15 protein-coding genes are annotated in these 18,470 nt (G+C 74.5%); 9 read left to right on the top strand and 6 right to left on the bottom strand.

Features of this window, described 5'->3' with window-relative positions:
- Positions 1-93 precede the first annotated feature (93 nt).
- On the bottom strand, positions 94-1,551 hold the full coding sequence (locus FJQ57_RS08880) for a WS/DGAT/MGAT family O-acyltransferase (RefSeq protein ID WP_211348830.1): 1,458 nt from the start codon (positions 1,549-1,551) through the stop codon (positions 94-96).
- A gap of 147 nt (positions 1,552-1,698) precedes the next feature.
- Positions 1,699-5,253: a M14 family zinc carboxypeptidase gene (locus FJQ57_RS23560; protein WP_139979407.1), complete on the bottom strand. Its 3,555-nt coding sequence runs from the start codon at positions 5,251-5,253 to the stop codon at positions 1,699-1,701.
- Between the two features lie 305 nt (positions 5,254-5,558).
- Between FJQ57_RS23560 and FJQ57_RS08870 the strand changes: the two genes are divergently transcribed.
- The 4 genes from FJQ57_RS08870 (at position 5,559) to FJQ57_RS08855 (ending at position 10,610) form a co-directional block, all read left to right on the top strand.
- Positions 5,559-6,947: a MoxR family ATPase gene (locus tag FJQ57_RS08870; protein WP_246081701.1), complete on the top strand. Its 1,389-nt coding sequence runs from the start codon at positions 5,559-5,561 to the stop codon at positions 6,945-6,947.
- A gap of 87 nt (positions 6,948-7,034) precedes the next feature.
- Entirely contained in the window at positions 7,035-9,080 is a 2,046-nt protein-coding gene (locus FJQ57_RS08865) for a vWA domain-containing protein (protein ID WP_139979403.1), read from the top strand.
- A gap of 107 nt (positions 9,081-9,187) precedes the next feature.
- On the top strand, positions 9,188-10,270 hold the full coding sequence (locus FJQ57_RS08860; protein WP_139979401.1) for a glycosyltransferase family 2 protein: 1,083 nt from the start codon (positions 9,188-9,190) through the stop codon (positions 10,268-10,270).
- A gap of 1 nt (position 10,271) precedes the next feature.
- Entirely contained in the window at positions 10,272-10,610 is a 339-nt protein-coding gene (locus FJQ57_RS08855) for a hypothetical protein (RefSeq protein ID WP_139979399.1), read from the top strand.
- Here the strand turns inward: FJQ57_RS08855 and FJQ57_RS08850 are convergent.
- A complete protein-coding gene (locus FJQ57_RS08850) occupies positions 10,579-11,472 on the bottom strand; it encodes a cobalamin-binding protein (RefSeq protein ID WP_139979397.1) in 894 nt (297 codons plus the stop codon). The genes FJQ57_RS08855 and FJQ57_RS08850 overlap by 32 nt on opposite strands.
- Before the next feature lie 35 nt (positions 11,473-11,507).
- On the opposite strand from FJQ57_RS08850, the gene FJQ57_RS08845 reads away from it, so the two are divergent.
- Positions 11,508-12,287 carry a sulfite exporter TauE/SafE family protein gene (locus tag FJQ57_RS08845; protein WP_139979395.1) on the top strand — a complete coding sequence of 260 codons (780 nt, stop codon included), beginning with the start codon at positions 11,508-11,510 and terminating at the stop codon, positions 12,285-12,287.
- Positions 12,288-12,335: 48 nt separating this feature from the next.
- Here FJQ57_RS08845 and FJQ57_RS08840 read toward each other — a convergent pair whose 3' ends face one another.
- Positions 12,336-13,562, bottom strand: coding sequence for an ROK family transcriptional regulator (locus FJQ57_RS08840; protein ID WP_139979393.1), 1,227 nt, complete (start codon positions 13,560-13,562; stop codon positions 12,336-12,338).
- A gap of 164 nt (positions 13,563-13,726) precedes the next feature.
- On the opposite strand from FJQ57_RS08840, the gene FJQ57_RS08835 reads away from it, so the two are divergent.
- From FJQ57_RS08835 to FJQ57_RS08820, 4 genes are all read left to right on the top strand, one after another.
- On the top strand, positions 13,727-14,893 hold the full coding sequence (locus FJQ57_RS08835; RefSeq protein WP_139979391.1) for a ThuA domain-containing protein: 1,167 nt from the start codon (positions 13,727-13,729) through the stop codon (positions 14,891-14,893).
- Between the two features lie 82 nt (positions 14,894-14,975).
- Entirely contained in the window at positions 14,976-15,305 is a 330-nt protein-coding gene (locus FJQ57_RS08830) for a pyridoxamine 5'-phosphate oxidase (protein WP_139979389.1), read from the top strand.
- Entirely contained in the window at positions 15,302-15,826 is a 525-nt protein-coding gene (locus tag FJQ57_RS08825) for a mycothiol transferase (protein ID WP_211348829.1), read from the top strand. The genes FJQ57_RS08830 and FJQ57_RS08825 overlap by 4 nt, the downstream gene beginning before the upstream one ends.
- Positions 15,823-16,323, top strand: coding sequence for a GNAT family N-acetyltransferase (locus FJQ57_RS08820; RefSeq protein ID WP_246081700.1), 501 nt, complete (start codon positions 15,823-15,825; stop codon positions 16,321-16,323). The genes FJQ57_RS08825 and FJQ57_RS08820 overlap by 4 nt, the downstream gene beginning before the upstream one ends.
- Here the strand turns inward: FJQ57_RS08820 and FJQ57_RS08815 are convergent.
- On the bottom strand, positions 16,270-17,055 hold the full coding sequence (locus FJQ57_RS08815) for a winged helix-turn-helix transcriptional regulator (protein ID WP_139979387.1): 786 nt from the start codon (positions 17,053-17,055) through the stop codon (positions 16,270-16,272). The genes FJQ57_RS08820 and FJQ57_RS08815 overlap by 54 nt on opposite strands.
- Positions 17,056-17,127: 72 nt before the next feature.
- The gene (locus FJQ57_RS08810; RefSeq protein WP_139979386.1) at positions 17,128-18,459 is read right to left on the bottom strand and encodes an ABC1 kinase family protein; all 1,332 of its coding nucleotides are present in this window, start codon (positions 18,457-18,459) and stop codon (positions 17,128-17,130) included.
- Between the last annotated feature and the right edge of the window lie 11 nt (positions 18,460-18,470).

The raw sequence follows: 18,470 nt of genomic DNA, 5'->3' as shown, positions 1-18,470 counted from the left end.
CTGACGAGGTGTCGGGATTCCCTGGCAAGGTGTCGGAACTCCCGGTCAGCCGGGTGTTCCGCACACCCCCCAGGGCATCACCCGCCCGCCCCCTCAGTCGCCCGCGTCGACCAGCCCGTACGTCGCCTCGAGCTGCTCGAGCGCCTCGCCGGCGTACACGGCGATGCGCTGGAGGCTGGGCACGGAGTCGCGGCAGCCGGTGAAGCCGATGTTGAACTCCCCGGCGTAGCTGACGGCGGTGATGTTGAGGGCCTGGCCGTTGAACAGCAGGCTGACGGGATAGATCTCCTCCATCCGCGAGCCGTCGAGGTAGCGCGGCTCGGCGGGGCCGGGGACGTTGGAGACGACGAGGTTGGAGTCGGGCCGGCCGCGGCCGCCGACGCCGAGCATGGCCTGGCCGAGGAACGGCGCCATCAGCACGGCGGTGTAGACCTCCATGCCGCCCTGGCCGACCGCGGGGAGCCGGTCCTTGGCGAGCTGGGTCGAGGCCCGGATGGCGTCCATCCGCTCCTTGGGGTCGGCCACGTCGGTGCCGAGGCGGGCCCGCAGGAAGGTGACGGCGTTGCCGACCCGGGCGCCCTCGTGCGCGCGCACCGACATCGGCACGTTGGCGGTCAGCGACTCCGACGGCAGCGCGCCCCGCTCCTCGAGGTAGCGGCGCAGCGCGCCCCCGACGACGGCCAGGAAGACGTCGTTGAGCGACCCGTCGGCGGCCTTGGCCAGCCGACGCATGCGCTCGATGGAGTAGTGCTGGGTGGCGAACCGGCGCGGGGTGTGGATGCGGCCGTTGAAGATCGACTTGGGGGCGCGGAAGGGCGCCGCGCGGTCGGCGTCGACGATGCCCACCGCGGTCTCGGCGTACGTGCGTGCGAGCGATCCCGCGATCGAGGTGCCGGCCCGGACGCCGCCCCCGACCGCCCCGAGCGCGGAGCCGAGCAGCCCGCCCGGCCCGCCGGAGGACGCGGGGGCCTTCTCCACCGCCCGCGACCGCTCCTTGGGCGGCAGCCCGCTCTGGTCGGGCCCGTGGGCGCCGACCGCCCACGCGGGCAGCATGTCGCGGGCCTCGGGGTCGACCGAGAGCATCCGCCGCAGCAGCCGGATGCCACCCACGCCGTCGACCTGGGAGTGGTGGGCCTTGAAGTAGAGCGACCAGCGCGGGGCGCCGTCGTCGTCCATCAGCCCCTCGATGACGTGCGCCTCCCACAACGGGTAGCGCCGGTCCATCTTCTGCGAGTGCAGGCGCGAGACGAGCACGCCGAGCTCGCGCTGGCTCCCCGGGGCCGGCAGCGCGGAGTGCCGCAGGTGGTAGTCGAGGTCGATCTCGTCGTCGGGCAGCTCGACCCAGGTCGGCACCGGCGTCTTGCGGAACAGGTAGTTGTACGGCGCCTCGAACTGCCGCACCTCGCGCCACCGCGCCACCAGGTCGGCGACGAAGGTCGGCCGGTCCTCGGGCACCCGGAAGGTCGCGAGCATCCCGACCTGCATCGGCGTGCGGTAGGTCTCGGCGAACAGCCACGCGGAGTCGTTGACCTTGATGAGCTTGCGGGCCACGGTGATCCCCCATCGATCGGGCCTGGTGCCAGGTCCCCGACTGTAGTGGCGCGGGTCACGTCGCGGGCGGCCGTCCGAGAACCCCGTGGACGGCAGGAGCCGGCGACACCCCCGAGGGTGCCGCCGGCTCCGATGGGTGGCGCCGGGTCAGCGACGCCGCACGGTCACCTTGTAGCCGTCGCGCGAGCCGTCGACGTCGGCGTTGCCGGCGTAGACGACCTTGACGAAGCGGCGGCCGGGGAGGGCGAACCGCTGGAGCCGCAGGTCGGCGGTCCCGTCGGCGCGCACGCGGCCGCGGGCGACGACCTTGCCGCCGCGCAGGACCTTCACCGGGCCGGCCACGGCGACGCCTGGGGGTGCGGAGACCCGCACCCGCAGGACGGCGCGGGTGCGGCCGGGTGGGCCGCTGGTCAGCACGACCCTCGGCGCCTGCCGGACCACCCGCGTCGTCGAGGCGGCCTTGGCCACCTGCACCGTCGCGGGGGCGGCCGTGGCGGCCGCCGCGACGTCGTCGCCGGCGTACGCCGCGGTGACCGTACGACGCCCGGCGGTCGTGAACGGGCCGAGCACGACCTCGCCGCGACCAGCGGCGTCGAGCTGCACGGTCCGGGTGGTGCCGTCGACGGTGACCGCCACCGGCCCGGACGGCGCGAGGCCGAAAGGGTTCTCCGCGGCCGCGGTCACGGTGGCCCGGACGGTGCCGGCGCCGGCTCGCACCGCGGCCGGGCGGACCTGCAGGGTGAGCGTCGAGGCGGCCGGGGCGTCGTCCCACCCGACCTCGGCGATGGCCTTGCGGTAGCGGCGGTCGGCCGGGTCGGCCGGGTCGTAGCCGCGCTCGACGTTGCCGGCGGTGTCGACGGCGTACCAGCGCACCTGGGCGCCCTCGTCGACGGTCAGCAGCTCGCCGCCCTCGCGGACCCCGCGCGGCTGGTAGACCCGCAGCGCCGGGTTGCTCCTGGTGGGCGCGGTCCCGTCGAGGGTGTAGCGGACCTCGGCGGCCTCGTCGGTGGAGAACTCGAGGCTCACCTTGCCCTCGGTGGAGCTCGCGGTGACCACGGCGGTCGAGGTCGGCGCCGCGGCGTCCTGGTCGAGGTCGCGGGCGACCCGCATCAGCTCCACGAGGCCGTTGGCGTACTCCATCGTCTCCTGGTGCGCCGAGGCGCCCGTGGGGCCGGTGGTGCTCTCGAAGGGCGGCTGGAAGGCCGTGCCGACCTCGAAGTTCCAGGCGTAGAGACCGTGCTTGTACCAGTTCATGTCGCCGGAGTTGCCGGCCGCGGAGTAGAGCACGTCGGAGGTCACGCCGGTCCGGGCCGGGGTGACCGACAGGCCGCGGTGGCGCTTGATCGCGGTGAGGATCCGGTTGGAGGCCTGCCAGAAGTAGTTCTCCTGCTCCAGGGTCGGGCGCGGGGCCGAGACGCGGCCGGGCAGCTTGTAGGCGCCCGGCGACCACATGAAGTAGTTGCCCGAGCTGTGCATGTTCATCGAGAACTTCATGTTGGGCTTGGCGGCCACCCAGTCGACGTTCCTCGACTCGGCCTCGGAGAGCTCCGCCGGACCGGAGAACACGTCGCTGGTGCAGGAGTCGGACGCGCCGTCGTACCCGTCGAGGCGGCTGTACGCGTCGTAGTTGCGGTTGACGTCGACGCCCCAGCTGTTGCGCGCGCCGGCGTCGTAGGCGCCGGTGGGCGGGCAGTAGCGGACCATGTTGCGGCGCTGGGAGGCGAAGTCGAAGAACGAGTAGTGCCCGCCGTCGGGGTTGACCGACGGCATGATCCAGACCTCGAGGTTGTCGACGAGGTCCTTGGTCGGCGCGTGGCCGCTGTAGTTGCGCAGCAGTCGCTCGGCCGTCTCGATCGTCACCAGCGGCGGCACCCACTCGCGGGCGTGCTCCTGGGCGTAGGCGAAGACGCCGGGCTTGGTGCCCTCGGGCGCGGTGCCGATGCGCAGGGCGTAGACCGTCTGCGGCTCGTGCGAGACGCGGTCGGGCGCGTTGAGGTTGTCGTCGAGCCCGAGCAGCCGGGTCGGCAGGACCGTGCCCGTGCCCGCCGAGCCGCGGTAGGTGTACGCCGTCAGCAGGGCCGAGGCGCGCGGGTCGGCGTTGAGCGCGGCGACGACGGCCGCCGCGGTCGAGGTGACCGCGCCGGAGGCGTCGGTGGCCGGGCTGACCTGCACGCTCTTGCCGGCCACGGCGACCGCCAGCTCCTGGTCGGCGGCCCGGGGGTCGACGACCTGGACCGAGACGTCGTCGCCGCCCTCGTGGCCCCAGGCCTCGGAGTCGACGCCGAAGCGGCGCTCGGGCACCAGGGTGGCGCCGGGCAGCAGCCGGGCGGTGGGCTCGGTGAGCGCCCGCAGGCGGGCCCCGTCGGCCTGGGAGATGCCGACGACGGGCACGGTCACGGCCGCGGGGATGTTGCCGGGCGAGGCCGCGGCGCCGCTGACGTTGTTGACCACGACGACGGCGCTGGCGCCGGCGGCCTGGGCGTTGGCGGCCTTCTCGGCGAAGGTGCACTCACCGCGGTCGACGAGCGCGATCGCGCCGGCCGGGAGGCCGCTGATCGTCCCGCAGCCCTGCGCGGGCGTCGCGAGGGGCCAGGCCGGGTTGGCGGCGGCGGCGACGGTGACGACCGGGGTCGACGTGGCGGGCAGGCCGTCGGCCGGCACGGTGCCGACGGTGCCGGTGCGCGGGACGTAGGTGACCTCGCCGGCCGCGGCGCCGCCGGAACGGAGCACGAGGCGGGCGCCGGGCGGGTCGACCAGGGCCTGGGAGACGCGGCGGTAGCCGTTGGTCTTGTTCGGCAGCGCGACCAGGTCGGTCAGCTCCGGGAAGTCGGCCGCGAGCTGCTCGACGCGGTCGTAGAGCTGGGTCGGGTCGTGGTAGGAGCGCACGAAGTCCTGCTGGTAGTCGCCCGTGCCCTTGAACGGGTCGCCGCCCTCGGTGGGCAGCCAGTCGCGCACGGTGGCCTCGGCGACGTCGCCGCTGGGGCTGGTGATCCGCACCGAGGAGGGTCGCACGGGGGCGGCGCCGGGGACCCCGCCGACGGTCGGCACCGCGGTCGCGCCCCGGTGGTAGAGGTAGACGTCGGCGTCGACGAACCGCTGGATGACCTGGGTGCCGCCGGTGCCGATCTCCGTGCCGGGTCCGCTGTCGCGCTCGACGGTCAGCGGGGTCGTGGCGGTCTGGCCGTCGGCCCACTTGGCCTCGACCGAGAGGTAGCCCACCCCGAAGCTCACGTAGTAGTCGGCCCGGATGATCCGCACGTCGGAGACGTCGGGGTTGGTGGCCCGCGCCGCGAAGGCCCGGTTGGCCTGGCGGGCCTCGGCGCGGGTCTCGGCGCGCTCGGTGACGGCGCGGCGCGCGTCGTCGGCGGTCCACACCACGTCGCCGACGGAGAAGCCGAGCTGGCGCAGCACGGCCATCTCCGACGGCGTGACCACGGCCTTCACGTCGAGGTGGTCGCCGTGGCGCTCGACGCCGTGGTCGAGGTCGACCCCGGTCGCCACCAGGCGGTCGAGCTCGGCGGTGTCGGCGACCTCGACGACGGCGACCACGGCCTCCTCGTCGGCCGAGCGCTCGAGGGTGGGCAGCACGTCGGTCCCCGTGGCGGCGCCGAGCGTGCCGGCGGCGTACGACGGGGGCGCGGAGGCGACCGCGGGGCTGCCCTGCGGCAGGGCGGCGGCCGCGAGGGCGGGCGCGAGGAGCACGGCGGACAGGGCGGCGAGACGGCGGCGGAGCGGTGGCGGGGGAGCCGGCAGAGCAGGGGGCACGGGGGTCCTCGGGGTCGTCAGGACGGGCAGGTGGGCTGCCGCGGGGACGACCGGACCCCCGGTGGTCGACCGGGCAGGCGAGCGCCACCCCGGAGTGCGGCGGAGGGGCTCGGACCTGGTGCGTCTTGTCTGACAACCAGCGGGGTGCCCGCACCCCATCAGGTACGTCTCTCAGCCGTCAAGGGTTACCTCGCGGTAACGGACCAGCCACGCGTGTTGGGATGCGGAGTAGTCTCGAGGAGGTGAGTGCTCCGACCATCAGCACCGTGGGCGAGCTGCGCGCCTCCGGCCACGTCCACAAGCCCCTCCGCACCGAGATCCGCGACAACCTGCTGGCCAAGCTGGCCGCCGGCGAGGACCCCTGGCCCGGCCTCCACGGGTTCGAGAACACCGTCCTCCCGCAGCTCGAGCGGGCCCTGATCGCCGGGCACGACATCGTGCTGCTCGGCGAGCGCGGGCAGGGCAAGACCCGGCTGCTGCGCACCATGGTCGGCCTGCTCGACGAGTGGACGCCGGTCATCTCCGGCTCCGAGCTCGGCGAGCACCCCTACGACCCCGTCACTGTCACCTCCCAGGCCGCGGCCGCGACGTACGGCGACGACCTGCGCATCTCCTGGCGCCACCGCGACGAGCGGTACGCCGAGAAGCTGGCCACCCCCGACACCTCGGTCGCCGACCTCATCGGCGACGTCGACCCGATGAAGGTCGCCGAGGGCCGCTCGCTGGGCGACCTGGAGACCATCCACTTCGGGCTCATCCCGCGCAGCCACCGCGGCATCGTGGCCATCAACGAGCTGCCCGACCTCGCCGAGCGCATCCAGGTCGCGATGCTCAACGTGATGGAGGAGCGCGACATCCAGATCCGCGGCTACGTGCTGCGGCTCCCGCTCGACGTGCTCGTCGTGGCCAGCGCCAACCCTGAGGACTACACCAACCGCGGCCGCATCATCACCCCGCTCAAGGACCGCTTCGGCGCCGAGATCCGCACGCACTACCCGACCGAGCTGGCGGCCGAGATCGCCGTCATCCGGCAGGAGGCCGACCTCACCGCCGAGGTGCCCGACCACCTCGTCGAGATCCTGGCCCGCTTCACCCGCCAGCTGCGCGAGTCGACCGCGGTCGACCAACGCTCCGGTGTCTCGGCCCGCTTCGCCATCGCCGGCGCCGAGACCATCGCCGCCGCCGCGCTGCACCGCTCGGTGCGCCAGGGCGAGGACGAGGCCGTGGCCCGCATCGTCGACCTCGAGACCGCGGTCGAGGTGCTCGGCGGCAAGGTCGAGTTCGAGACCGGCGAGGAGGGTCGCGAGCAGGAGGTGCTGACCCACCTGCTGCGCACCGCGGTCGCCCAGACCTCCCGCAGCTACCTGCGCGGCCTCGACCTCGGCCTCCTCGTCGACGCCATCGAGGCGGGCTCGATGGTCACCACGGGCGAGCAGGTCGGCGCCCGCGACTTCCTCACCGGTCTCCCCGTCCTCGGGGAGTCCGACCTCTACGACCAGGTCTGCGACCGCCTCGGCGCCACCAACGACGGCCAGCGCGCCGGCGCCATCGAGCTCGCCCTCGAGGCGCTCTACCTCGGCCGCAAGATCGGCAAGGACACCGACGGTGCCGAGACGGTCTACGGCTCCTGAGCCTGCGGGTCGAGCCGAGCACACGGTGGTCGAGGAGGGCGCCCTGGCGCCCGTCTCGAGGCCACGGAACCAGCACAGGGAGCTGAGATGACCGAGACCCGACGCTCCCGCTTCAAGCGGTACGACGGCGGCGACCCGCTCGCCGCGCCGGTCGACCTCTCCGAGGCGCTCGACGCCATCGGCGAGGACGTGATGGCGGGCTACAGCCCGGAGCGGGCGATGCGGGAGTTCCTGCGCCGCGGCGGGCAGGACCAGCGCGGGCTCGACGAGCTGGCCCGCAAGGTGGCCGAGCGGCGCCGCGAGCTGCTCGGCAAGCACGACCTCGACGGCACGCTGCGCCAGGTGCGCGAGCTGCTCGACAAGGCGGTGCTCGAGGAGCGCAAGCAGCTGGCCCGCGACGCGATGATGGACGACGACGACCGGGCGTTCCGCGAGATGCGGATCGACAACCTGCCGCCCTCGCCGGCCGCGGCCGTCACCGAGCTGGCCGACTACGACTGGCAGAGCAGCGACGCCCGCGCGGCGTACGAGGAGATCAAGGACCTGCTGGGGCGCGAGCTGCTCGACCAGCGGTTCCAGGGCATGAAGCAGGCCATGGAGGGCGCGACCGACGCCGACCGGGCGGCGGTCAACGAGATGCTCGGCGACCTCAACGAGCTGCTGGCCAAGAAGGCGGCGGGGGAGGACACCCCCGAGGACTTCCGCGACTTCATGGACAAGCACGGCGACTTCTTCCCCGAGGACCCGCAGGACGTCGACGAGCTGCTCGACGCCCTGGCCCAGCGCTCGGCGGCGGCGCAGCGGATGCTCAACTCGATGACGCCCGAGCAGCGCCAGGAGCTGATGGAGCTCAGCGCCCAGGCGTTCGGCTCGCCCGAGCTCATGGACCAGCTCGGCCAGCTCGACGCCAACCTGCAGGCGCTGCGGCCCGACCTCGACTGGGGCGGGTCGGAGCAGTTCGGCGGCGAGGAGGGCCTCGGCCTCGGCGACGGCACCGGGGTGCTCCAGGACCTCGCCGACCTCGACGACCTCGCCGAGCAGCTCGCGCAGTCCCACCGGGGCTCGCGGATGGACGACGTCGACCTCGACAAGCTGGCGCGCCAGCTCGGCGACGAGGCGGCCGTCGACGCCCGCACCCTGCAGCAGCTGGAGAAGGCGCTGCGCGACGGCGGCACGCTCGAGCGCGGCTCCGACGGCCAGCTGCGGCTGACCCCCAAGGCGATGCGCCAGCTCGGCAAGGCGCTCCTGAAGGACGTCGCCCAGCGCATGGGCGGCCGCCAGGGCCAGCGCGACATGGACAAGGCCGGCGCCGCCGGCGAGCGCTCCGGCGCCACCCGCGCCTGGCAGTACGGCGACACCGAGCCCTGGGACGTGCCCCGCACCGTGCTCAACGGCGTCCAGCGCCGCGTCGCCGACCCCACCGGCCCGCGCCTGTCGATCGACGACGTCGAGGTGCAGGAGACCGAGGCCCGCACCCAGGCCTGCGTCGCGCTGCTGGTCGACACGTCGTTCTCGATGGCCATGGACGGGCGCTGGGTGCCGATGAAGCGCACCGCGCTGGCCCTGCACACGCTCATCAAGAGCCGGTTCCGGGGCGACCACCTGCAGCTGATCGGCTTCGGTCGGCACGCCGAGGTGATGGACATCGAGCAGCTCACCGCGCTCGACGCCCAGTGGGACAAGGGCACCAACCTCCACCACGCCCTGCTGCTGGCCAACCGCCACTTCCGCAAGCACCCCAACGCCCAGCCGGTGCTGCTCGTCGTCACCGACGGTGAGCCGACGTCCCACCTCGAGCGCAGCGGCGAGGTCTACTTCTCCTACCCGCCGCACCCGGTGACCATCGCCCTGGCCGTCCGCGAGCTCGACAACAGCCGCCGGATGGGCGCCCAGACGACGTTCTTCCGGCTCGGCGACGACCCCGGGCTGGCCCGGTTCATCGAGCAGATGGCCCAGCGGGTCGACGGTCGGATGGTCAGCCCCGAGCTCGACGACCTCGGCGCGGCGGTGGTCGGGTCCTACCTGGGCTCCCGCGACGCCGGACGGCCCGGTGGGACGGGCGGCGGCATGGGCGGGCTGCGCTCGGCGTACGGCGACTGGTTCGGCGGCCGCGGCTTCTGGGTCGACGACTGACGTAACGTCCCGGCCCCCTCGCGACAGGTAGGTGAGGGGTGGGGGCGCGTGTCCGGCGCGCCCCCACCTGCACGTCCTGACCTGCACGCCGACCGAGGGAGCCCCCGGTGACGACCGACCAGCAGGTCGCGCCCGACCCGCGCCACGAGGCGCGCCGGCCGCGGCCCGCCGACGACCTGACCGTGATCGTGCCCGCCTACGACGAGGCCGCCTCGATCGCCGACACCGTCCGCAGCATCCTGGGGCAGACCACGCCCCCGGCCCGGGTGGTCGTGGTCGACGACGGGTCGACCGACGACACCGGTGACCTCGCCCGCGCGGCCGGGGCCGAGGTCATCCGCAACCACGTCGGCACCGGGTCCAAGGCCGGGGCGCAGAACGTCGCGCTGGCCGACGTCACCACGACGTACGCGATGGCCATCGACGCCGACACCACACTCGCCCCCGACGCGCTCGAGCTGCTGATGGCGCCGCTGGAGGCCGACGAGTCGGTGGTCGCGGCCTGCGGGTTCGTGGTGCCGCGGCACGTCTCGAGCGTGTGGGAGCGAGGGCGCTACGTCGAGTACCTGCTGTCGTTCACCTTCTACAAGCCCACCCAGGACTACTTCGGCACGCCGCTGATCTCCTCCGGCTGCTTCTCCGCCTACCGCACCGAGGCCCTCCAGGCCGCCGGTGGCTGGTCGGAGCGCACCCGCGCGGAGGACATGGACCTGACCTGGACCTTCTACCAGGCCGGCCACCGGGTCCGGTTCGTGCCGGAGGCGGTCTGCTACCCGATCGAGCCGCACGACCTCGACTTCATGGCCACGCAGCTCAAGCGCTGGTCGCACGGCTTCGTGCAGAACGTCGCCCTGCACTGGAGGGGCGTGCTGCGGCTGCCGTTCCTGCGCACCGTCGTCGGCGTCGCGATGTTCGACGCGGTCGTGGCCTCGCTCGTCTACCTGCTGGTCCTGCCCCTGCTCGCGGTGCTCGTCAGCCCCTGGGTCCTCCTCGCGTACGTCGTCGACGTGCCCGCCGTGCTGGTGCCGGTGCTCGTGGCGGCGCGACGTCGGCGCGAGGTCGGCCGGGCCCTCCTGTCGGTGCCGTGCTTCCTGGTCCTCCGCGTGGTCAACGGGCTCTACATGCTCGAGGCGCTGGTCACCGAGGTCGTCCTGCGCCGCCCGCTGCTGGTCTACGAGAAGGGGCACTGAGATGACCGCCGGACTCCCGGGCACCGGGCTCGGAGGCCTGTTCTACCTGGTCCTCGCGCTCTGGATGCCGGTCCACGAGCTGGTCCGCACCCTGCGCGGCCGGGGCTCCCGCGAGCGGTGGCGCCTCGCGCTGACCCAGCTCGACATCGCGCTCGGCATCATCGCCTCGGTCGTGCTCGTCGTCGTCGTGCTGACCCACCTCGTGCCCGGCGCCCGCGGCGGCGGGGTCCTCGCGCTGCTCGCGCCCGCGGTCGCCCTCGGCGTGCTCGCCGCGCTCACGGGTGTCGTCGCGCTGTGGGGCGCGGTGGTCAACCGGCGGTCGGCGCCGTCCGCGGCGTGACGCCGGCCGAGGTCCCGGCCAGCACCTGCGCCAGCTCCTCGACCCCGTCGACGATGCGCGGGCCCGGCCGCGCCCACATGCCGTCGGCGTCGACGGCGTGGACCACGACCCCGTCGGGCAGCAGCCCCGCCGCCACGAGGGCGTCGGCCTGGGCCTGGGCGCCGTCGCGGCCGTAGCCGCACGGCGCCACGACCACCACGTCGGGCCGGGCGGCCGCGACGTCCTCCCACCGCACCCGGAACGACTTCTCCCCGGCCGCGCCGAGCACGGCCTCCCCGCCGGCGAGCTCGACCATCTCTGGCAGCCAGTGGCCCGGGGCGTACGGCGGGTCGGTCCACTCGAGCACGGCCACCCGGGGGCGCGCGCCCGCGCGGCGTCGTACGTCGGCGGTGACGGAGGCCAGGCGTGCCCGCAGCGACGCCACCAGCTCCTCGGCCGCCGCGGCGCGGCCCACGGAGGCGCCGAGCGTCGTGATGGAGGCGAGCACCTCCTCGACGGTGTGCGGGTCGAAGGTCAGCACCTCGGCCGTGCAGCCCAGGTGGGCGAGCGCGTCGTCGACGACGGTGACGTCGACGGCGCAGACCGCACAGAGGTCCTGGGTGACGACGAGGTCGGCGTCGAGGCCGGCCAGCGCTCCGGCGTCGAGCCGGTAGAGGTCCTCGCCGCGGGCGAGCGCGGCGGCGACGTGCGCGTCGATCTCGGCCGGTGACAGCCCCTCGGGCATCGCGGTGGTCGACACGATCGTGCGGGTGCGGGCCTCGGCAGGGTGGTCGCACTCGAACGTCACGCCCACGACGTCGTCGCCCGCCCCCACCGCGAAGAGGATCTCGGTGGTCGAGGGCAGCAACGAGACGATCCGCACGCGGCCACGCTAACCGCCGTCCCTAGGGTGGTCCGGTGCCCGAGCCGTCGACGACCGTGCTGGTGCTGCTGGCCCTCGCGGCCCTCACCGCCGGGTACGTCGACGCCGTGGTCGGCGGGGGCGGGCTGATCCAGCTGCCGGCCCTCCTCATCGCCCTCCCGGGCGCGGCGCCGGTGCAGCTCCTGGCGACCAACAAGGTCGCCTCGATCTGCGGCACCACGGTCAGCTCGATCACCTACTACCGCCGGGTGCGCCCCGATCCACGCACGTTCCTGCCCCTGATGGCCGCGGCCTTCGTCGGGTCGGTCGGCGGGGCGCTGGTCGCCAGCAGCCTGCCCCGCAGCGCGTTCGACCCCGTGGTGCTGGTCGCGCTCGTCGTCGTCGGCGCCTACGTCCTCTTCCGGCCCGACCTCGGCCAGGAGACCGAGCTGCGGCACACCGGCCGCCGGCACACGTCGCTGGCCGCGCTCGCCGGGGCCGTGATCGGCTTCTACGACGGGGCGCTCGGGCCGGGCACGGGCAGCTTCCTGGTCTTCGCCCTGGTGGGGCTGCTCGGTTACGGCTTCCTCGAGGCCAGCGCCAAGGCCCGGCTCGCCAACTGGGCGACCAACGCGGCCGCCCTCGTCGTCTTCGTCCCCCAGGGCGCGGTGCTCTGGCACGTCGGGGCCGTCATGGGCGTGGCCAGCATCGTCGGCGGCTACCTCGGCGCGCGGACGGCGGTCGCCCGCGGCGCCGGGTTCGTGCGGGGGTTCTTCGTGGTCGTCGTCGCCGGGTTCGTCATCCGCATCGGCGGGGGCGTGCTCGGCTTCTGGTAGCCGCGCGTCGCCGGTCGGTCCGGACCGCAGCGGCCGTCGCGACCGGCGTCAGGCGCGGGCGACCGGGTCGCGCAGGACGCCGGCCAGCACCAGCTCGGCCGCTCCGTGCAGCTGGGCCTGCCGGCCCTGCGTGCCGGGGACGACGTGCGCGGCCGACCGGGGCTGGGCCAGCGCGCGGGCGGCGAGGGCGGTCTCGAGCGAGGGACGCAGGTGCTCGTGCAGCTGCTGCAGGTGACCGCCCAGCACGACCACCTCGGGGTTGAGCAGGTTGACCAGGTTGCCGAGGCCGACCCCCACCCAGTGCCCGACGACGCCCACGGCGTGCTCGGCCTGGGGGTCGCCCGACCGCAGCCGGTCGCGGAGCAGCGCGAGGGCCCGCGCGCCCGGGGCGTCGTCGATCCCGGCGGCGCGCAGCAGGGCCTCCTCGCCGGCCACGGTCTCCCAGCAGCCACGGGCGCCGCAGCGGCAGTCGCGGCCACCCGGGTCGACCAGCATGTGGCCGGCCTCCCCGGCGTACCCGGTGGCGCCGAGCATGGCCCGCCCGTCGATGACCAGCCCGGCCCCGATGCCGACGTCGCCGGAGACGTAGACCATGGTGCCGACCCCGCGGCCGGCGCCGCGGCGCAGCTCGCCGAGGGCGCCGAGGTCGGCCTCGTTGGCCACCTGGACCGGCAGCGGTCGGTCGCCGGGACCGAGGGCCCGGCCCAGCATCGAGGCGAGGGCGACCTCCTGCCACCCGAGGTTGGGCGCCACGTGCACGAACCCGTCGCGACGCCGCACCAGGCCCGGCACGGCCACGCCGACCCCGACCGGCCCCTCCGCGTGCTGCGCGAGCAGGGGGCCGGCCATCGCGGCCACCCGGTCGACCACCTCGGCCGGCGCGAGGGCGTCCACCGCGCTCTCCACCCGCTCGGTGGCCAGGACCTCGCCGCCGAGGCCCACGGTGGCGACCGCGATCGACTCGACCGCGACCTCGACCGCCAGCGCCACCGCACCCTCGGGCCGTGCCCGGACGACGGCCGAGGGCCGTCCCGGGCCGGTCGGTCGGGCGCTGCCGCTCTCGACGGCCACGCCGCAGGCGACGAGGTCCTGCACGAGGTCGGCGATGGTCGAGCGGGTCAGGCCGGTCGCGGTCCCCAGCTCCGAGCGCGAGGCCGGGCCGTCGCGGTGCAGCAGCTCGAGCACCACGCCCATGTTGTGCCGCCGCAGCTGCGACGGGGTCGACCCGGCGCGCGCCGGCACGGGCGCCACGACGTCGTCCTGCTGCGGCTGCACGGCCCGATGGTCGCAGACGGGAGCGCCGTTGCGCCCGCGGCGCGGCAGAAGAGTGTCCCGAGCCCGTTGACGCGCAGTGACGTGGATCACTAGCGTCCCGGAAGCAGAGATTTGTAGGACTTGACGACAAATCTGCCCTCCCCGACGTGCAGAAGGAGCTCCCCATGACCCGCCCCCAGAGCCGACGCCGCCGCCTCGGCGCCGCGGCCCTCGGCGCCGCCGCCCTGGCCCTCACCGCCGCCTCGCTCACCCCCGCCGACGCCGCCCCGCACGCCGACCGGCCGGGCGCGAGCGCCCCCGCGGCCTCGCCGTACAAGGTGCTCGTGGTCGGCAAGACGCTCGGCTTCCGGCACTCCCACATCGACGAGACGACCAACGCCGTCATCAAGCTCGGGCAGGAGAACGGGTTCACCGTGGACGTCTGGGACCCGCCCACCGGCGCCTCGGCCGGCCAGCCGACGCTCACCATGGCCTCGACCCCGTTCACCAGCGCCGCGGCCCTGTCGCAGTACGCCACCGTCCTGTTCGCCTCGCCCGTCGACGGCACCAACAACCAGGACCCGGCCAAGCCGCGCACGCTCGACGACACCGAGCTGGCTGCGCTCCAGGGCTACATCCGCGGTGGCGGCGGCTTCGTCGGACTGCACGCCGCGACCGACGAGATGCACGCCGTCCCGTGGTTCAGCCGGCTGACCGGCGGCTCGGCCCGCTTCGCGAGCCACCCGGCCCAGCAGCAGGCCACCATGGTGGTGGAGAGCCCGAACCACCCGTCGACGACGATGCTGCCGAAGCAGTGGTCGCGCTTCGACGAGTGGTACAACTTCACGTCCAACCCGCGCAAGGACGTCCACGTCCTGCTGACCCTCGACGAGTCGACCTACAACCCCGGTCGCGGCGCGATGGGCGCCGACCACCCGATCGCCTGGTGCCACAACTTCGAGGGCGGCCGCTCCTGGTACGAGGGCGCCGGCCACGTCGACTCCTCCTACAGCGACCCGGTGTTCCTGGCCCACCTGCTCGGCGGCATCGAGTGGACCGCCGGTCGCGTCGAGGGCGGCGGCGACTGCGTCACCTTCCCCGAGGTCGAGGGCATCGTCGCGGGCGTCCAGGGCCCGGGCAACGGCAACGGCCACGGCAACGGCCCGAAGCACGCCGCCGACCTCGCCCGCTACCTCGAGCAGGCAGAGGCCGCGGCCGCCGCCGGTGACCACGCCGAGGCCGCGCACATCCTGAAGAAGGCCAAGGGCAAGGCCCACGGCGTGAAGGACCCGGTGCTGGTCGACAAGCTCGCCGACCTCGAGGAGTGGCAGTCCGGCCTCGTCGGCTGGTGACCTGACCGCCCGCCGCGTCGCCCCCCCGGCAGCCCTCGTCGCACGACGGGGGCTGCCGCGCGCTCGGGACTACCGTGGCGCCATGAGCATCCCCGTCGACGTCGACCGGCTCGCCGAGACCCTCGCCGACTTCGGCGCCGCCTACCTGCTCACGAGCCGCGAGGGCCGGGTCAAGGTCGTGAGCGTCCGGCCCGACCTGGCCGGCGGGGTGCTGCGGGCGGCCGCGCCGGGGCGGGGGAGCGTGGCCAACGTGGCGGCCAACCCGGTCGTCACCCTGCTCTGGCCGCCCGACCCGTCGGCGCGCGCGGCGCACCCCGGGTTCTCGCTCCTCGTCGACGGCACCGCCGAGACCGACGGCGACGACGTCGTCGTCACCCCGACCGGAGCCGTGCTCCACAAGCCCGCCGGGTGAGTCCGGAGCAGGCGGAGCCGCCGTACGCCGCTGACGAGGTGACGATGCTGCGGGCCTGGCTCGACCACCAGCGGAGCACCTTCCGCCGCAAGACCCGGGGCCTCACCCGCGACCAGATGACCACCACCCACCCGCCGTCCACGTCGACCCTCGCCGGCCTCGTCCACCACCTCACCTACGTCGAGGACTGGTGGTTCTCGGTGGTGCTGCACGGGCGGGAGTCCAGGTCGCCGTTCGACGCGGTCGACTGGGACGCGACGCCCGACTGGGAGCTCGACACGGCCGTCGACCACGAGCCCGAACACCTGCACGGCTTCTTCGACGACGTCGTCGCCGCCTCCGATGCCGATCTCGACCAAGCGCTCACCGGAGGCGGTCTCGACACCCGGGCCGCTCGCACCCGGCGTGGGGAGGCGCCGACCCTGCGCTGGGTCCTGCTGCACCTGATCGAGGAGTACGCCCGCCACAACGGTCACGCCGACCTGATCCGGGAGGCGGTCGACGGGAGCACCGGCACGTGAGCGCGTGGACCGTGCGTCCCCTGACCGAGGACGACTGGCCGCAGGTCTGGCCCTGGTGGCGCGAGACGGTCGAGGCCGGTGAGACCTACGCCTACCCCCTCGGCAGCACCAGCGAGGAGGCCCGGGCCCTGTGGACGACGAACCCTCCCGGCCTGACGGTCGTGCTCCACGACGAGGGCGGGGAGGTCCTGGGGACCGCGACCATGGGACCCAACCGGCCGGGGCGGGGCGGCCACGTCGGCACGGGCTCGTTCATGGTGGCGCCGCACGCGCGGGGGCGCGGGGTCGGCCGGGCGCTGGGCGAGCACGTGGTCGCCTGGCACCGCGCCCAGGGGTACGCCGCGATCCAGTTCAATGCGGTGGTCGAGACCAACGCGGCCGCCGTGGCGCTGTGGACCTCGCTCGGGTTCCGGGTCGTGGGCACCGTGCCGGAGGCGTTCGAGTCACGTCGCCACGGACGGGTCGGCCTCCACGTCATGCACCTGCCCCTCGGCTAGGGCTTCCAGGAGCGCCAGGCCGTCGCCCACCGGGCCGGCCGCCCGCACCACGCGGTCGGCGTCGACCACCAGCGCCACCGGTTGCAGCAGCAGGGTCGCCCCGTCGCGCTGCAGCGGCAGGCGCAGCGCGGTGGCCAGGCGCAGCTCGGCGTCGGAGACGAGCGGTGAGCGGGTGCGGTGGCTGCGGGCCAGGTCGTCGAGGTCGTCGGGGTCGACCGTCGCCACGCCGACCAGGCGGGCGCCCAGGGCGGCGAGCTCGGCCGCGCGGTCGTCGTAGGACCGCACCACGGCGGCCAGGATCGCCGGTCCGGGGGCGGCCACCACGACGGTCCACCGGGTCGGGCCGCCCACGGCTGGCGGCGCGAGGGGGTCGGGGTCGAGCGGAGGCACCGTGGCCCCCACCAGCTCCTCGGCGCGGCGCGCGCCGGCCCCCGGGCCGAGGCGCCAGGTGTCGCCCCACTCCTGCAGCGCGGCCAGCACGGGCAGCAGGGCGAGGCCGGCTGCCGTGAGGTGGTACTCGAACCGCGCCGGCGACTCCTGGTACTGCCGACGCTCGAGCACGCCCGCGCCCACGAGGGACCCGAGCCGGGCGGTGAGGACCTTGCGAGAGATCCCGCAACCCAGCAGCGCCTCGAAGCGGCGGCGTCCGCGGGCCACGTCGCGCAACAGCAGGGGTGACCAGGGATCACCCACCACCGCGGTGGCGGCCTCGGTCCCGCAGGTCGTGTCCATGCGCCGGACCGTACCGCGTCTCCTCTGGAGACTGACGGCGCGACACCGGGTCTCCCAGAGCGACCCAGCAGGTCAGTCGGCGAATCCTGGGAGGTACTGCTCGAGGATCGCCCGGAACGGGGCCTCGGCCTCGAGCTGGCTCAGCATGCCGATCCCGCCGATCCAGGTGCGGTGGATGAGCATGTACGACGGCGGCAGGTTGAGCTTGACCGCGATCGTGTAGGCCTCCTCACGCGGGTTGTTGATGCGCTGGAACTGCCCGCGCATCCACTCACGCGTGAACCGGAACCGCTCGACCTGGGCGGGCTCGACGAACGGCGCCAGGTAGTCCGTCAGCAGCCGCGGGTCGAGGGAGATCTTGTCCTTGACGAAGCCCTCCGCCCGCAGGCCCGCGAGCACCTGGTCGGCGTCGCCGGAGGCGCACGCGCGCATCAACCGGCCCATGGCGGCCGGCAGCTGCCCGTCGGGGAGCCGGGCCACGGCGCCGTAGTCGAGCACGCCGAGCCGCCCCGGTCCGCCGTCGGCGTCCCGGACGACGCGGAAGTTGCCGGGGTGGGGGTCGGCGTGCAGCATCCCGGTCTTGTCCGGTCCGGAGAAGAGGAACCGGACGAAGAGCTCGCCGTAGTGGTCGCGGTCCTCGGGCGTCCCGTCGGCGATGACCGCGGCGAGCGAGGACTCGGAGTCGAGCCACTCAGTGACGAGGACCGTGGGTCCCACCTCGACCACGTCGGGCACGACCACCTCGGGGTCGTCGGCGTAGGCCCGGGCGAAGGCGCGCTGGGCCTCGGCCTCCAGGGCGTAGTCGAGCTCGTCCTTGGCCCGGGCGAGCATCTCGTCGACCAGGGGCTTGACGTCGATGCCCGGGAACAGTGGCCCGATGGTGCGGCCCAGCCGCGCCAGCTGGCGCAGGTCGGCGAGCAGGGCGTCGCCGGCGCCGGGGTACTGCACCTTGACGGCCACGTCGCGCCCGTCGTGCCAGCGCCCCTTGTGCACCTGGCCGATGGAGGCCGAGGCGGTCGGTCCGCCGTCGAGCCAGACCAGGCGCTCCTTCCAGTCGGCGCCGAGCTCGGCCGCGAGCACCTGCCGCACGGTGGAGGTGGGCATCGGGGGCGCCGCGTCCTGCAGCTTGGTCAGCTGCTCGCGGTAGGGGCCGGCGACCTCCTCGGGCAGAGCCGACTCCAGCACCGACAGCGCCTGGCCGAACTTCATCGCCCCGCCCTTGAGCTCGCCCAGGGTGCGGAAGAGCTGCTCGGCCGTGCGCTGCTGGATCTCGGTCATCACCGCGTCGGCGGGCGCACCACCGATCCGCCGCCCGAGGCCCATGGTCTTGCGCCCGGCGTAGCCGAGGGGGAGCGCGGCCAACCGTGCGGTCCGAGCGGCGGCCTTGCGGGGGAGGTCCGGCATGTGCTCATCCT

Source organism: Nocardioides litoris (assembly GCF_006346315.1).
In the GTDB taxonomy this organism is placed as follows: domain Bacteria; phylum Actinomycetota; class Actinomycetes; order Propionibacteriales; family Nocardioidaceae; genus Nocardioides; species Nocardioides litoris.
This window is presented reverse-complemented; position numbering and strand designations above follow the sequence as displayed.

Excerpts from the sequence above, each read along its gene's own strand:
- FJQ57_RS08830 (WP_139979389.1), top strand. The coding sequence starts at position 14,976 with ATGAGCATCCCCGTCGACGTCGACCGGCTCGCCGAGACCCTCGCCGAC.
- FJQ57_RS08855 (WP_139979399.1), top strand. The coding sequence starts at position 10,272 with ATGACCGCCGGACTCCCGGGCACCGGGCTCGGAGGCCTGTTCTACCTG.
- FJQ57_RS08865 (WP_139979403.1), top strand. The coding sequence starts at position 7,035 with ATGACCGAGACCCGACGCTCCCGCTTCAAGCGGTACGACGGCGGCGAC.
- FJQ57_RS08835 (WP_139979391.1), top strand. The coding sequence starts at position 13,727 with ATGACCCGCCCCCAGAGCCGACGCCGCCGCCTCGGCGCCGCGGCCCTC.
- FJQ57_RS08810 (WP_139979386.1), bottom strand. The coding sequence starts at position 18,459 with ATGCCGGACCTCCCCCGCAAGGCCGCCGCTCGGACCGCACGGTTGGCC.
- FJQ57_RS08815 (WP_139979387.1), bottom strand. The coding sequence starts at position 17,055 with ATGGACACGACCTGCGGGACCGAGGCCGCCACCGCGGTGGTGGGTGAT.